Annotated in this window: 11 protein-coding genes; 9 read left to right on the top strand and 2 right to left on the bottom strand. The window is 62.2% G+C overall.

Annotated elements, in window-relative coordinates; genetic code table 11:
• Positions 1 to 74 precede the first annotated feature (74 nt).
• Both V6765_RS08480 and V6765_RS08475 read right to left on the bottom strand, forming a co-directional pair.
• Entirely contained in the window at positions 75 to 854 is a 780-nt protein-coding gene (locus V6765_RS08480; RefSeq protein ID WP_448427711.1) for a transporter substrate-binding domain-containing protein, read from the bottom strand.
• A gap of 37 nt (positions 855 to 891) precedes the next feature.
• Positions 892 to 2,226 carry an amidase gene (locus V6765_RS08475; RefSeq protein ID WP_448427709.1) on the bottom strand — a complete coding sequence of 445 codons (1,335 nt, stop codon included), beginning with the start codon at positions 2,224 to 2,226 and terminating at the stop codon, positions 892 to 894.
• Between the two features lie 508 nt (positions 2,227 to 2,734).
• Here V6765_RS08475 and V6765_RS08470 point away from each other — a divergent pair.
• The 9 genes from V6765_RS08470 (at position 2,735) to V6765_RS08430 (ending at position 14,074) form a co-directional block, all read left to right on the top strand.
• Positions 2,735 to 3,748 (top strand): substrate-binding domain-containing protein, encoded by a 1,014-nt coding sequence (locus V6765_RS08470; RefSeq protein ID WP_448427707.1) that lies wholly within the window; start codon positions 2,735 to 2,737, stop codon positions 3,746 to 3,748.
• 83 nt (positions 3,749 to 3,831) lie between these two features.
• The gene (locus V6765_RS08465; protein ID WP_448427705.1) at positions 3,832 to 5,352 is read left to right on the top strand and encodes a sugar ABC transporter ATP-binding protein; all 1,521 of its coding nucleotides are present in this window, start codon (positions 3,832 to 3,834) and stop codon (positions 5,350 to 5,352) included.
• A gap of 29 nt (positions 5,353 to 5,381) precedes the next feature.
• Positions 5,382 to 6,362, top strand: a complete 981-nt coding sequence (locus V6765_RS08460) for an ABC transporter permease (protein WP_448428762.1) — start codon at positions 5,382 to 5,384, stop codon at positions 6,360 to 6,362.
• A gap of 13 nt (positions 6,363 to 6,375) precedes the next feature.
• Positions 6,376 to 7,356 carry a sugar-binding transcriptional regulator gene (locus V6765_RS08455; RefSeq protein WP_448427703.1) on the top strand — a complete coding sequence of 327 codons (981 nt, stop codon included), beginning with the start codon at positions 6,376 to 6,378 and terminating at the stop codon, positions 7,354 to 7,356.
• The gene (locus tag V6765_RS08450) at positions 7,346 to 8,341 is read left to right on the top strand and encodes an aldo/keto reductase (protein ID WP_448427701.1); all 996 of its coding nucleotides are present in this window, start codon (positions 7,346 to 7,348) and stop codon (positions 8,339 to 8,341) included. The genes V6765_RS08455 and V6765_RS08450 overlap by 11 nt, the downstream gene beginning before the upstream one ends.
• Positions 8,342 to 8,399: 58 nt before the next feature.
• Positions 8,400 to 10,127, top strand: a complete 1,728-nt coding sequence (locus V6765_RS08445; protein WP_448427699.1) for an FAD-dependent oxidoreductase — start codon at positions 8,400 to 8,402, stop codon at positions 10,125 to 10,127.
• Positions 10,118 to 10,960, top strand: coding sequence for a class I fructose-bisphosphate aldolase (locus tag V6765_RS08440; RefSeq protein ID WP_448427697.1), 843 nt, complete (start codon positions 10,118 to 10,120; stop codon positions 10,958 to 10,960). Before V6765_RS08445 ends, V6765_RS08440 begins: the two co-directional genes overlap by 10 nt.
• Complete coding sequence (locus tag V6765_RS08435; protein ID WP_448427695.1) at positions 10,953 to 12,470, top strand: FGGY-family carbohydrate kinase; 1,518 nt, start codon at positions 10,953 to 10,955, stop codon at positions 12,468 to 12,470. Before V6765_RS08440 ends, V6765_RS08435 begins: the two co-directional genes overlap by 8 nt.
• Positions 12,467 to 14,074 (top strand): GMC family oxidoreductase, encoded by a 1,608-nt coding sequence (locus V6765_RS08430; protein WP_448427693.1) that lies wholly within the window; start codon positions 12,467 to 12,469, stop codon positions 14,072 to 14,074. The genes V6765_RS08435 and V6765_RS08430 overlap by 4 nt, the downstream gene beginning before the upstream one ends.
• Positions 14,075 to 14,183 lie beyond the last annotated feature (109 nt).

Raw genomic sequence — 14,183 nt, 5'->3', positions numbered from 1 at the left:
GGGGCTTCAATTCCGCTTGCACAAAACGATGCCGGCGCGGGCGCCGGCACCTGCCACAACAAAAATCGACAGGATCATTCGCCGTAGATATCGATATCGAAATACTGCTCGGTGATCTCGTCATATTTGCCGCTGGCGCGCACGGCGGCAATCGCTTCGTTGAGCTGTTCCTTCAGCGCGGTGTCTTCCTTGCGCAATCCGCCGCCATCGCCATAGCCGAACATCTGGACCTGCGGCATCGTGACCTTGATCTCGTAGGCCTCGCCGTCGGGGGTGTCGAGGAAGCTCTGGATCTGGATGCCGCCGGCCGCCATCATGTCGATACGGCCGGCTTTCAGGTCGGCGATCTCGTCGTCGAGCGTCGGGTAGAGCTTCAGGTCGGCGATGCCGCCAAGTTCCTGCTGGAGATAGGACGCCTGGGTGCTCGAGCTCTGCGCGCCGAGGACAAGACCCTTCATCGTTTCGGGATCCTCTAGGTCGAATTCGCGGGGATCGGCCTTGGCGCCGACCAGCACATTCGGCGAGAAATAGTATTTGTCGGTGAAGTCGATGACCTTCATGCGCTCGTCGGTGATCGACATCGAGCTCCAGATGACGTCGAACTTGTTTTCCAGAAGCGCGGGAATGATGCCATCCCACGGAACGTCGACGATCACGCATTCCGCGTCCATTTCCGCGCAGACAGCGTCCATCAGGTCGATTTCCCAACCCTCCCAAACGCCGGCGGCATTCTTGACCGAGAATGGCGGGTAGGGCTCGGCGGCGACGCCGAAGCGGATGACCTCGTCCGCTGCCGAGGCAACGGGCGCTGCGGCAAGGCTTGCGGCGATAATGGCGAGTGATGCGATCTTCATGCTTATTCCCCTTTTTGGTTTGTTGAAGAACGTGATGTCAGCCCGTCTCCTTCGGACCGAGGGCATTGGCCACCGCGAAAAGACGGTTCTCGGAAAGCGGTGGCATGGAGAGCTGGATCGCGGCGGGTAGGTCGCCAGCGATCGGAAGCGGCATGGCAAGCGCCGGCACCCCGAAAAAATTGGCCCAGCGGCGGAACGTGCCGCCCGCCGGGCCATAGGGGACATGATCGCTGCCAACCATGGTCGTTTCATCGAGCAGTCGCGGCGCAAGTCCGGGCGCTACCGGCGCCGCCAGCACATCGACGGATCGCAGGAGCTTGAGAAACGCGCCCTGTGTCTCCGCCCGGAAGGCGAGGGCGGCGTGGTAGGCAGTCTCATCGATCGCCAGCCCCGTTTCCAGAAAGGCATGGACGGCCTCGCCAACGTTTTCGGGGTTTGCGGCAATGATGTCGCCGTATCGAGCGGCAAATTCGTAAGCGAGGATGGTGAACCCGGCCTCCGCGACCTTTGCCGCCGGTGCGAAGCGCAGTGTGGTTACCTTTGCACCTTTGTTGCGCGCGTAGCGGAGCCAAGCCTCGTGGGCCTCATCCACCGCCGCATCCAGCGGCGCGGCATGAAGGTCGGGACAGAGCCCGATCGCGAGACCGGATGGTGAGACCCGTTCACGCTCCGGCGCGGTGCGCCCCGTCATCGCGAAGTGGACAAGGCGCGCCAGCTCAAGCGATCCCGCGATAGGGCCGACGGTATCGAAGCTCGGCGCGGTCGGTAGAATGCCGGCAGCGTCAATGGTTCCATTGGTGGGCTTGAGGCCATAAAGCCCGGTTGCCGCCGCCGTCGAGCGGTTCGAGCCGCCGGTGTCGGTGCCCAGCGCCGCCTCGCAGAAACCTGCCGCCACGGCCGCCGCCGAGCCGCTGCTGGTGCCGCCGGTGCCCCGGTCTTCCGCAAGCGGATTGACGACCGTGCCGAACCATGGATTGGCGTGCCCGCCGGCGGTCAACTCGTGCAGATTGGTCTTGCCGATGATGATCGCGCCCTGTTCGCGCAGCGCGCTTATGACCGGCGCATCCTCGCATGCGGTCCGGCCTTCGAACAGGCGAGAGCCGCCGGTCGTGGGCCAGCCGCTGACATCGATGACGTCCTTGACCGCGATCGGCACGCCGTGAAGCGGCCCGCGCGAGCGACCCGCAGCAAGCTCCGCCTCCAGCCGATGCGCTTCCCGTAATGCCTCATCGGCAGCGACGAAGATCATCGCACGTATGGCGTCGTTGCTCTCGGCGATCCGCGCAAGACAGGCTGAAACGCACGCGACCGGCGAACCTGTCTCCAGGTTGCTTGCATGGCTTCCGGCAATCGTCTGCGGGTCGGCGGTCAAGACAGTTCGGCTCTTTTGAGAATTAACGACACACAAAAGCTACCAGTTGCCTTCGCGGCATCCTAATTCCCGAGGCAACGTGGTTGATCACCAATAGTTATGAAACTGATTTGAGCAAGATCGGCCTATGTCGGTTTCCTGGTTACCATGCCGGAACGCGCTGGCGCCGCCGAAATTATGGCTGAAGCCAAATTCGCCGAGCCCTTATCCGCCGACGGCTGGTCCGCCGTTGTCCGCGTTGATTTAACGATATCCGACGGGCCCACCCGCATGCCGCCGCCAAACGGGGGCCAATGGCCCTCCTAAAGGAACAGCTATCGGAACTGATCATATGCCAGCGCGCAATATATTTCACTCTATAAGAAAAATATCAAAGTTTGTTGACAGCATAACCGCCGGCCGCCTAACGTCCCCATGCGCAATAAATTGCGTTATGTGAGATTAATTTCGTGCGGTACCTTTTGCGTACCGGTGATCTTGGATCATGGTCTTCTGGGAGGAGGAAATGATGAAACTTACTTTGGGCGGCGCGGTGACATCTCTGGCGCTTGCAGCTTTTGTCTCCGGCACGGCGCCGGCATCAGCCGACACAATCAAATGCGAGCCGAGTGAAACCTATGTCATGAATGTCATGGTTTCGGCGCACCCTTACTGGGTGCCGGTCTATGAGGGCTTCAAGCAGGCGGCTGACGCCTTCGGCTGTGAAACCGTCTTCTCCGGAACGCCGGATTACGACATCACCAAGCAGATCGCCTCGTTCGAGCAGGACCTGGTGAAACAGCCTGCGGGCATTCTGTTGCATCCGATGCAGGCCGATCCCTTTATCGAGCCGATCAACCAGGCCGTCGATAGCGGGGTCGCCGTGGTGACCTTTGCCGCCGACTCGCCGAATTCCAAGCGAACGTCCTACATCACCTCCGACAATCTGGCCGAAGCCAAGTTCGCGGCGGAGGAGATCGTCAGCCAGATCGGCGAAAGCGGTGAATATGCAGTTCTGGAAAATCCGGGCCAATCCAACCACGATCTTCGCGTCACGGCGCTGATTTCCTACATGGAAGACAACTATCCGGACATGAAGCTGGTCGGCCGGCAGACCACCAATCAGGACAGCAATGCCGCCTATCGGGCAACGGCGTCCATTCTCCAGGCCAACCCCAATCTCGGCGCGATGTGGATCCCGGAAGCGGGTTCGGCCGAGGGCGCGGTCGCGGCCGTCAATGAAGCCGGCGCCGAAGTGCTGATCATGCACGCCGACATCACGCCGGCGACGCTTGAACAGATCAAGGCCGGCAATATTCACATGGCGCTCAGCCCGAACCAGGGCATGCAGGGCTTTCTCGGCTTCCTGGCGACGTTCTTCGCCGTGCACAGTGACGTGTTCGATCCGTTCAACGACTACAAGGTCTCGGGCTACAACCCGTTCCAGATTCCCTTTGCCGACAACGGATTCGCCGTCATCACCAAGGAGAACGCCGACAGTTTCGACCTCAACGCATATATGGAAGGTCGCGACACGAACTGAGCCCCTAAACCGGGCTATCATGAGCGGTGGCGCTGGCCGCCACCGTTCGCAGCAATTTCAATCCGAGATGAAGGGCGCGCGCCATGACCGATGACGTGATCCTGAAAATTGCCAATCTGAGCAAGTCCTTCGGCGCGATCCGGGCATTGAAGGGCGTGGATTTCGAGCTGCGCAAGGGCGAAATCCATGCGCTTGCCGGCGAGAACGGGGCGGGCAAGTCGACCCTGATGAACGTGATCGACGGCATCCTGCGACCCGACAGCGGCGAGATCATCCTCGGCGGGGAGAGGGTTCGGATATCGTCTCCGTCGGTGGCCCAGGAGCTTGGCATTGGTCTGGTGCATCAGGAAATCGCATTGTGTCCGGATGTCTCGGTCGCGGAGAACATCTTTATGGCCGCCACCAATGTGAGCCGGTCTTTTCTGATGGACTACAATGCGCTGCGCAAGAAGGCAAAAATCGTTCTTGAGGAACTTGCCGATATCGATCCCGCCACTCTGGTGCGCGATCTGTCGATCTCCAGCCAGCAACTGGTCGAGATCGCCAAGGCCCTGACGCTGGATTGCCGGGTGCTGATCCTGGACGAGCCGACCGCGGCGCTGACGGAAACCGAGGCGCAGATATTGTTCGCGATCATGCGGCGTCTGGCAGATCGTGGGATATCGATCATCTATATCTCGCACCGCATGGCCGAGATTTTCGACAATTGCGATCGTGTTTCGGTGTTTCGCGACGGCCAGTATATCGTCACCTACAATGTCGCCGATATCGAGCCGGGCGATGTGGTCAACGCCATGGTCGGGCGGGTGATCGACAAGCTCTATCCGGAAAAACAGTCTGCGGCTGAGCGATCCGAGGAGATCATCCTCAAGGTCGACGGGCTGAACGAGGCCCGGCGCTTCCACGACATATCCTTCGAACTGAAGAAAGGTGAAATCCTCGGTTTCGCCGGGCTGATCGGCTCCGGGCGCAGCGAGATCGTCAAGGGTATCTGCCGTCTCGAAGGCGAGGTAACGGGCGAGGTTTGGCTGAACGGCCAGAAGCTCGCGCTCGCCGAATATGCAGACAGCATTGCCGCCGGCATGGTCTATCTGAGCGAGGACCGCAAGGGCGACGGCGTTTTTCTCGATATGTCGATCGCGGAGAATGTTTCGGCGCTCGACCTCGAGCAGGTCTCCGGCATGGGCGGACTGATCAGCGGCGGAAAGGAGCGGGAACTGGCCGAACGGCTCGGTCGCACGCTCAACCTCAAATATGGCCGCCTCGGCGATCCGGTTTCTTCGCTATCGGGCGGTAACCAGCAGAAGGTGGCGCTCGCCAAGATGCTGTCGGTCAATCCGAAGCTGATCTTCCTCGACGAGCCGACGCGCGGCGTCGATGTCGGCGCCAAGTCCGAGATTCATCGCATTCTGCGCGATCTGGCGCGGGCCGGCGTCGGCATCGTGGCGATCTCGTCCGAACTGCCGGAGCTGATCGGCATCTCGGACCGCATTCTGGTGGTGCGCGAGGGCCGTATCAGCGGTGAGGTCACGGGTGAGGCGATGACCGAGGAAAACATCATGCATCTGGCATCCGTGCTTGATCGTCAAAAACGGACTGCCTGAGGGAGGGGAAGGTGGACACTGCTATGGAAATGTCAGCGCCAAAGCCGGGACGCGGCGGCACGAGCCCGCTGAAGAAAATGTTCAGAATGCGCGAGACCGGTCTGATCGCGATCATTCTCATTCTGTTCATCGTGATGTCGTTTGCCTCGCCCTACTTCCTGACCTGGGTGAATATGCGGGCGATGGCGATGGCCTTTGCGGTGGAGGGGATCGTGGTGGTGGGCATGACCATCCTGCTGATCTCGGGCGGCATTGATCTTTCCGTGGGCTCGGTAACGGCACTGGCCATGGTGATCGGCGGCTGGCTCTATCTCCATGGGATCGATCCATGGGTCGCATCGGCGATATCGATCGCGGCCTGCGCCGGCATCGGCGCCTTCATGGGCTTTTTCGTCACGCGCGTCGGCCTGCATCACTTCATCGTGTCGCTGGCGGTGATGGTGATCGCGCGCGGCATATGCCTGCTGGCGACCGGCGGGCGTCCGCTCGGGCTCTATACCCTGCCGCCGGAGTTCAAGTTCATCGGGCAGGGCGCGATCGGGCCGGTGCCGCTGGTGATCATCATCTTCCTGGTCGTCGTCGTCGCGTTCGACTTCGCGCTGCGCCGGACCACGCTGTTCCGCAAGGTGTTCTACACCGGCAGCAACGAGAAGGCGGCCGCCTATTCCGGCGTTCGCACCAAGCGGGTGATCTTTTCCACGACCACGCTGTGTTCGGCGCTCTGCGGCGTTGCCGGCGTCATCTACATGGCGCGTTTCGGCTCGGCCCAGCCGACCTTCGGGATCGGTATGGAGCTCAATGTCATTGCCGCCGCCGTCATCGGCGGGGCGAGCCTCAGCGGCGGCTCGGGCACGATCTTCGGCGCGATCCTCGGCACGGTCCTGCTGTCCGTCGTTTCCAGTTCGCTGGCGCTCTTGGACGTATCGGTCTACTGGCAGGATATCATACGCGGCTCGATCCTGCTGTCGGCGGTTTCGATCGACCATTACCTCCACAAAGTGCGCGGATAGAAGGGGCACGGACATGCTCGACCACAATCTCGATTTTGAAACTGCCCGTCAGATGCACACCGTGCTTGTGCTGCACTTCCTGGAGGGGATGAAGCAGTCGGAGATCGCGCAGCGGCTCAACCTGTCGCATTCCAAGGTCAACCGGTTGATCGCCCAGGGGCGCAGGCTCGGGATGGTCCGGATCGATATCGAGACGCCCTATCAGCGGCTTATGGAGCTTGAAGCCACGCTGGTGCAGGCGACCTCTCTCGGCTCGGCGGTGATCACGCCCACCGTGTCGGGGAATGCCGAAACCAACCTCCAGCAGGTTGGCAAGGCAGCGGCCAATGTCATCCTCGAAAATGTCCGCGACGGCGACGTCATCGCCATTACCGGCGGCAAGGCCGTCAGCGCCACGGTCGACAATCTGGTCGCCGACCGCAGTTTCGATGTCACCGTGGTGCCGCTGACGGGCGGCGTTCAGGGCAAGTTCTATACCGACGTCAACAATCTGGCCTCGAGGCTTGCCGAACGGCTGGGGGGCAGGGCGCTGATGGTCCATGCGCCGCTTTTCGCCGAAAGCCGCGCGCAATGCGAAATGCTCAAGGAAATGTCTTCCGTGCGCGAGGTGTTCGATCTGGCGCGCGCCGCCAATCTTGCGCTGACGGGCATCGGCTCCATCGAGCCGAGCGGATCGAGCTATTACGACCTCAACCCGGTCCCGGAAGAGGACCGGAAGATGATGGTCGGGCTCGGCGTATCGGCGGAGTTCATGGCCCATCTGATCCTGGAGGGCGGAAGCCTCGCGAATTACGAACTGAACTCGCGGCTGGTCGCGGTCGCCCCCTCGGAGATTTCGGGTTGCCGGACGGTGATCGGCGTCGCTTCCGGTCCGCACAAGGTTCGCCCGATCCAGACGGTTCTGAACGGAAAATACCTGGATTCGCTGATCCTGGATGAGGGGACCGTGAACGCGGTCCTTGCAGAAATGGAAAGGTCTAAAAATGTCGCATGAAATGGCAAAGCGCCCGATCGGACACTCCGGCATCGAGGCCTCCGTGGTCGGTCTCGGCACCTGGGCAATCGGCGGCTGGATGTGGGGCGGCACGGACGAGGCGCGCTCGATCGGGGCCATCCACGCCGCCCTCGATGAGGGCATCACGCTGATCGATACCGCGCCCGCCTATGGTCAGGGTCTGGCCGAAGAGATCGTCGGAAAGGCGCTTGCCGGACGGCGCGACAAGGTGGTGCTGGCGACCAAATGCGGTCTGATCTGGCATATGCAAAAGGGCAATCACTTCTTCGACTACGACGGAAAGCCCGTCCACCGCTACCTCGGCAAGGATTCGATCGTCTTCGAAATCGAGCAGAGCCTGAAGCGTCTCAAGACGGATTATATCGACCACTACATCACCCACTGGCAGGATCCGACAACGCCCGTCGATGAGACGATGGAGGCGCTGGAGCAGCTGAAACGGCAGGGCAAGATCCGCTCGATCGGCGCCAGCAATACCTCGGCGGAGGATATCGCTGCCTATCTGGCCGCGGGAGCGCTCGACGCGATCCAGGAAGAATACAGCATGGTCAAACGGGATATCGAGACCACGCTGCTTCCGGTCTGCGTAGAAAACGGCGTTTCGGTGCTGAGCTACTCCTCGCTGGCGCTTGGCCTTCTGAGCGGAAAGATGGGGCCCGAGCGGACGTTCAGCGGCGATGACCAGCGCAAGGACAATCCCCGTTTCTCGCTCGAAAACCGGCGGAAGGTCGCCGCCCTGATGGACAAGATCGAACCGATCGCCAGCGCTCACGACGCCAGTCCGGCGCAGGTGGTGATCGCATGGACGCTCGCCCAGCCGGGCATCACCTTTTCGCTGTGCGGCGCCAGAAATGCCCAACAGGCGCGCGAGAACGCCGCGGCGGGACGGCTCAGGCTTTCCGAGGAGGAAAAGAAAACGATCAGCAGCGCCGTTACGACCCATCTGAGCGAACTGGACGGTTAACCGACCGCAATACTGGAATTTGAGAACGCCGGAGGCCCCTCCGGCGCACGGAGCCCCTATGTCTGCGCAAAGAGCGAAAAGCTTTGAGAAACTGGCCGCAAACGGCGTCTTCGACGCCGTTGTGATTGGCGGCGGCATCAATGGTCTGGGGGTTTTCCGTGACCTGTCGCTACAGGGTCTTCGCGTGCTGCTGGTGGAGCGCAACGACTTCTGCTCCGGCTGCAGCGCCGCTCCCTCGCGCATGATCCATGGCGGCCTTCGCTATCTCGAAAACGGCGAGTTCGACTTGGTGCGCGAATCCCTTGCCGAGCGCGACGCCCTGCTTGCCAATGCGCCGCATATGGTCCGGCCCCTGCCGACCACCATCCCGGTCACCTCCTATGTGTCCGGCCTGTTCAATTCGGCGGCGACCCTGTTCGGCGGATCGGGCAAGCCATCGAGCCGGGGCGCACTGCCGATCAAACTCGGCCTGACCCTCTATGACACGATCACGCGCGGGCGAAGCAGGCTGCCGAAACACACATTCCGCGGCGCTGCGAAGACCCGCCGGAGGTGGCCGGAACTCACCGGCAGCCTCTGTTGCTCGGCCACCTATTACGACGCCTGGATATCCTATCCCGAACGGCTGGGTGTGGAACTGGTGCTGGATACGGAAAGCGCCGCCCCGGCTTCGATTGCGCTCAATTATGCCGAGATCAGCCCTCAGCGCGAGGGCTACACGGTGACGGACAGGGAGACCGGCAACAGCTACGCGATATCCACCCGCGTCATCGTCAACGCCTCCGGCGCCTGGCTTGACGAAGTCAACGCGCAAATCGCGCCGCGCGGGGAAGGGAGCGGGCCGCTGGTCTCCGGCACCAAGGGGTCCCACCTGATCATCGATAATGACAGACTGTTTGCGGCGCTCAACGGTCACATGATCTACTTCGAGAACACGGATGGCCGCGTCTGCATCGTCTTTCCCTATCTGGGCAAGGTGCTTGCCGGCTCGACGGATATCAGGGTGCAGCATGCCGGTCGCACGCGCTGCGAGGATGAGGAGCTTGAGTACATACTCGGCTCTCTGAAGCTGGTGTTTCCCGAAATCGCCATTCACCGGAACGACGTGGTCTTCAGCTATAGCGGCATCCGCCCGCTGCCGGTCAGCGACCACGATTTCACCGGACGAATCTCGCGCGACCACAAGGTGCATCGCATGGACGGGCCCGTGCCGCAATTCTGCATGGTCGGCGGCAAATGGACATCGTTCAGGGCGTTTTCGGAGCAGACCGCCGATGCCGTGCTCAGGGAACTCGGGCGGGAACGGGTCACAAGCACCGAGGCGCTGCCGATCGGCGGCGGACGTGATTACCCGGAAAGGCCCGAATTGCTGGTCGGCGAGCTGATGGATACCTTCGGCATCAGCAAGGCGCGCGCAACGCATATGGCGGACGTCTACGGAACGCGGGCGCGGGCGCTGCTGACGGCGCTGACGGCCCGCACGGATGACACGCCGATTGCGGGACTTGAGCTCACGGCGGCGGAAATCGCCTTGCTGACGGCCGATGAGCATGTCGAGCACCTATCCGATATCATCCTGCGCCGGACATCGCTTGCCATCACCGGCAAGATTGACCGCGAACAGATCGAGGCAATCGCGGCCGTCATGGCGCAAGCGCTTGGCTGGGATGACGCCCGTAGGGCGCGCGAATGCCAGGCGGTCATCGAAGAATTGCGGGACTATCACGGGGTTCCGCCGGAAATTCTGAAACAGAGAGCAGAGACAAGGAGCCGGCAATGCGCCTAAGCACGAAAGCCCGCATGAATCGATTGTTCACCAATGGCGGATGCCTGGATGTCGCCATCGACCACGGGGTCTGCAACGAGCCGAGCTTCCTGGTCGGGCTTGAGGACATGGCCGGCGTCGTCGACAGCCTGATCAAGGCGAAACCCGACGCGATCCAGATGGCCTATGGCCCGGCTGACCTGTTGCAGGGCCGGCCGGAAAAGGACAAGCCGGCGCTGGTGATGCGCATCGACATGGGCAATCCCTATAATGACCGGCGGCATCGGGTGATGTGGTCGATGCTGCAGAATGCGGACGAGCCGATCATAGGCGCGCTGGAAATGGATGCCGCCTGCGTGGTGGTCAACCTGTTCATGCTGCCCGACGAGCCCGAGCTGTTCCGCCAATGCGTGGAAAACATCGCGCGCGTGCGCGCTTCCTGCCACAAATACGGCATGCCGCTGATGATCGAGCCTCTGGTGATGCTGCCCAATGATGTGCGCGGCGGCTATCAGGTCGATGGCGACGCCGAGAAGATCGTGACGCTGGTGCGGCTCGCAAGCGAGATGGGCGCCGACATCATCAAGGCCGACCCGACCGAAGACCCGGAGGATTTCCATCGCGTGGTCGAGGCGGCGCGCGTGCCGGTGCTGGTGCGCGGCGGCGGCAAGGAGGATCTGAAGGCGGTGCTCGCCAAATCCGCGGCCTTGATAGCGCAGGGCGCAAAAGGCATGGTCTATGGCCGCAACATCTATCAGCATGACAATCCGAAGGCGGTGGTGGCGGCCCTGATGGCGATCATCCATGACGGCGCCGGCGGCGATGAAGCGTGGGACATCTATAATCGTGGCTGATCAGGCAAGATATCTGCTGGGACTGGATGCCGGCAACACCGTGATCAAGGCCGTGCTGTTCGATCTCGAGGGGCGGCAGGTCGCCGCCCACGCCATCGATGGCGCAACCGAAACGCCGGCGCCCGGCATGGTCGAGCGATCCGTCGCCGAGCTTTGGGACAATGCCAGGGTCGCGATCCGGGGCTGCCTTGAGGCCGGTGGCTGCCCGCCATCCGCAATCGCCGCCATCGGCATGGCAGGGCACGGAAACGGGCTCTATCTGCTGGACAGGGACGATGAAGCGCTGATCGGCATACAGTCGCTCGATACCAGGGCGGCAGCCCTTGCCGGTGAACTGGACGCCGCCAAAGGCGATGCGCTTCACGCCATCTGCCTTCAGCGGCCGTGGCCATCGCAAACCCCGACGCTGCTTGCATGGCTCAAGGCCAATCGCCCGGAGATTTATGCGCGGGCGGGGACGCTGCTTTTCGCCAAGGACGTCATCGGCTGGCATCTGACCGGAAAAAAGACCAGCGAGATTTCGGACATGTCGGGCGCCGGTCTGCTTCGTTTGCCGGAAGCGGCCTATGACAATGATCTGCTCGCGCTCTACGGTCTCGAAGACGCCGAAGGGCTATTGCCGGAGCTTGTCGAGCCGACCAGCATTGTCGGCACTGTAACCGGAGCGGCGGCGGAGGCGACCGGACTTGCCGAGGGCACGCCGGTGGTCGCCGGCTATTTCGATGTGGTGGCCTCCGCGCTCGGCTCGGGCGCGGTCGGCAGCGGCGCAGCCTCGATTATCGTTGGAAGCTGGTCGATCAATCAGGTTTTCTCCGACGCCCCGGTGCGCGACGATCGCGTCTTCATGATCTCGGCCTATGGCCGCAACCGGTTCGCCAACATGGAAAACAGCGCCACATCGGCGGCCAATCTTGAATGGTATGTGAGGAGCTTCGTGGAGCGCGGCGGCCATCACGACGATCCCTTCGGCTTCGTCAATGAGGCCGTCGGCAGCGTGACCCCGGGGCCGGAAGATCCGATGTTTCACCCCTTTCTTTATGGCGGCCGGTTGGGCGCGCACCAGCGCGGCGGCTTTTTCGGCCTTGCCGGCTGGCATGGCGAAGGGCATCTGCTGCGCGCGCTCTACGAGGGCGTGATGTTCGAGCATCGCCGCCATATCGAGGTGCTGGCCGAAGCCGGGGTCACCTTCGACAGGGCGGCGCTTGCGGGCGGCGGGGCGCGCTCGCCGCACTGGCCGGCAATGTTCGCCGATGGCCTCGGCGTCCCGGTCACCGTTGCGCAGGCGCGAGAGACTGGCGCGCTGGGCGCTGTGATCGCCGCCTCCGTCGGCGTCGGCATCCATCCCGAGGAGGCGGCAGCGGTGGCCGGCATGACCCGGCCGGCCCACACCTATACGCCCGATCCGCACATGCGCGCCCATTATGACCAGCGCTATGAAATATGGCGCCGGGCAATCCGGGCGATGGATCCGATCTGGCGTGACCTTGCGGCTTCGGAGGCCGGTGAATGAAACTTGAGGGCAGCTATGATTACATCATCGTCGGGGCCGGCACGGCGGGCTGCGTTCTCGCCAACCGGCTGACCGAGAACCCTGCCTGCCGTGTGTTGCTGCTGGAGGCGGGCGGCTCGGATAACTACCACTGGGTCCATATCCCCGTCGGTTATCTTTATTGCATCGGCAATCCGCGCACCGACTGGATGATGAAGACGGCCGCCGAACCGGGTCTCAACGGGCGCAGCCTGGTCTATCCGCGCGGCAAGGTGCTGGGCGGCTGTTCTTCGGTGAACGGCATGATCTACATGCGCGGCCAGTCCGCCGATTACGACCACTGGCGTCAGCTCGGCAATGTCGGCTGGGCCTGGGATGATGTTCTGCCCTATTTCCTGAAATCCGAGGATCATCATGCGGGCAAAAGCGCGATGCATGGCAGCGGCGGTGAATGGAAAGTCGCCCGTCAGCGCGGGCGGTGGGAGATTCTCAAGGCGGTGCAGGAGGGCGCGAAGGAGTTCGGCATCATGCCGCGCCCCGATTTCAACGATGGCAGCAATGAGGGCAGCGGTTTCTTCGAGGTGAACCAGAAAAACGGCGTGCGCTGGAACACGGCCAAGGGCTTTCTGCGGCCCGCCCTGAAGCGGCCAAACCTGCGCCTTGTCACCCACGCCGAGACTGAACGCCTGATCATCGAGGGCCGGCGGGTGACGGGCGTCCGGTTTCACCACAAGGGCGCGACCTTCACGGCCCGTGCAAACGCTGAAGTCCTGCTTTGCGCCGGTGCTATCAACTCGCCAAAAATCCTTGAACACTCGGGCGTTGGCGATCCGGAACGGCTTTCTTCCCTTGGGATAGATCCCTGTTTTGCAAGACGGGGCGTGGGGGAGAACCTGCAGGACCATCTGCAGATCCGCACGGTCTACAAGGTGAAGAACGCAAAGACCCTCAATACCATGGTGCACTCTCTATACGGCAAGGCAACGATCGCGCTCGAATACGGGCTGAAGCGATCGGGCCCCATGTCGATGGCGCCGAGCCAGTTCGGCATGTTCACGAAATCCGATCCGTCGCTGGAGATGCCCGATCTCGAATATCACGTCCAGCCGCTCTCGACCGAAAGGCTGGGAGAACCGCTTCACGCTTTTCCCGCCATCACGGTTTCGGTCTGCAATCTGAGGCCCGAAAGCGTTGGCGCCAGCCACATAACGACCGCTGACGCCATGGCACAGCCGGAGATACGTTTGAATTATCTGTCGGCGGCAAAGGACAGGGACATAGCGGTCGCCTCGATCAGACAGGCGCGCAGGATCATGACGGCGAAGGCGCTGAAGCCTTACGCGCTGGAGGAAATCCTTCCCGGGCCGGCGGTCGAGGGCGATGACGCCCTGCTGTCAGCGGCCGGCAACATCGCAACCACGATCTTCCATCCGGTCGGAACCTGTCGCATGGGCGTTGACGACGAGGCCGTCGTTGATCCGCAGCTTCGTTTCAGGGGGCTTGATGGTCTGCGGATCGTCGATGCCTCGATCATGCCAAAAATCGTATCCGGAAACACGGCCTCGCCCGTCGTGATGATCGCCGAAAAGGCTGCGGATATGATCAGGAAGGGCGCTCGTTTCTGAACTGGGGCCGGAAGCGGCGCCTCCTGGTGCCCTGACCTTCTACGATTCCGTTTTTGTCATCCCAAACCGGTCAAGCCTGTGTTCGCGCATTCGCAAAAGGCGTACAGCT

It is taken from the genome of Martelella sp. FOR1707 (assembly GCF_053484265.1).
The sequence above is the reverse complement of the archived record's forward strand: the minus strand, read 5'-3'. Positions and strand labels throughout refer to the sequence as shown.

Excerpts from the sequence above, each read along its gene's own strand:
- V6765_RS08470 (WP_448427707.1), top strand. The coding sequence starts at position 2,735 with ATGAAACTTACTTTGGGCGGCGCGGTGACATCTCTGGCGCTTGCAGCT.
- V6765_RS08450 (WP_448427701.1), top strand. The coding sequence starts at position 7,346 with ATGTCGCATGAAATGGCAAAGCGCCCGATCGGACACTCCGGCATCGAG.
- V6765_RS08480 (WP_448427711.1), bottom strand. The coding sequence starts at position 854 with ATGAAGATCGCATCACTCGCCATTATCGCCGCAAGCCTTGCCGCAGCG.
- V6765_RS08465 (WP_448427705.1), top strand. The coding sequence starts at position 3,832 with ATGACCGATGACGTGATCCTGAAAATTGCCAATCTGAGCAAGTCCTTC.
- V6765_RS08440 (WP_448427697.1), top strand. The coding sequence starts at position 10,118 with ATGCGCCTAAGCACGAAAGCCCGCATGAATCGATTGTTCACCAATGGC.
- V6765_RS08455 (WP_448427703.1), top strand. The coding sequence starts at position 6,376 with ATGCTCGACCACAATCTCGATTTTGAAACTGCCCGTCAGATGCACACC.
- V6765_RS08445 (WP_448427699.1), top strand. The coding sequence starts at position 8,400 with ATGTCTGCGCAAAGAGCGAAAAGCTTTGAGAAACTGGCCGCAAACGGC.
- V6765_RS08460 (WP_448428762.1), top strand. The coding sequence starts at position 5,382 with ATGTCAGCGCCAAAGCCGGGACGCGGCGGCACGAGCCCGCTGAAGAAA.
- V6765_RS08430 (WP_448427693.1), top strand. The coding sequence starts at position 12,467 with ATGAAACTTGAGGGCAGCTATGATTACATCATCGTCGGGGCCGGCACG.